Consider the following 569-nt stretch of genomic DNA (forward strand, 5'->3'; position numbering starts at 1 on the left):
CCAGCCGCAGCCGAAACCGGTGACGGCACATCTGTCGCGTGCGCTCGATCTGGGCGAGCGCGGCGCGGTTGCGGGTATGGCGCGGGCGCTGTCGCGCGTGACGGGGCAGCTGACTTGGGAATATGGCTACGAGAAGGTGCCAAAGGCGCTGGCGCGCAAATATGCCTATTGCGAGGTGCTGGGCCCGCGCGGACCGGTGGCTTCCGATCGGCTGGTGCTGGGATTCGTGCTGTTTGCACCGCGCACGACCTATCCGCAGCACAGCCACAAGGAGATCGAGGAGAGCTATATCTCGGTCGCGGGCCCGTGGTCTGAGAATGACACTGCGGTGCATGCGCCTGGCTCGCTGATCCTGAACCGTCCCGATCACGAACACCGCATCACCACTGCCGATCTCGACCCCTGTCTGCTGGCCTATGCCTGGGTCGGGCCGGAGGCGCGGCTGACCGCGCCGGGGATGAAACTCTCCTCGACCCGCAAGGTGCGGATGCGCGAGGGCATCTGAGGTCTTGATCCCCGCGCAAGGCGAGGCTAGAGGAAGGGCCGGGGGCGGTTAGCTCAGTTGGTAG

General features: G+C 66.3%; 1 protein-coding gene. It reads left to right on the plus strand.

Features of this window, described 5'->3' with window-relative positions:
* On the plus strand, positions 1-505 hold a 505-nt coding region (locus tag B3D39_RS09615; RefSeq protein ID WP_274963904.1), incomplete at its 5' end, for a dimethylsulfonioproprionate lyase family protein.
* Between the last annotated feature and the right edge of the window lie 64 nt (positions 506-569).

This window comes from Thioclava sp. UBA3469, assembly GCF_002378135.1.
Classification (GTDB): domain Bacteria; phylum Pseudomonadota; class Alphaproteobacteria; order Rhodobacterales; family Rhodobacteraceae; genus Thioclava; species Thioclava sediminum.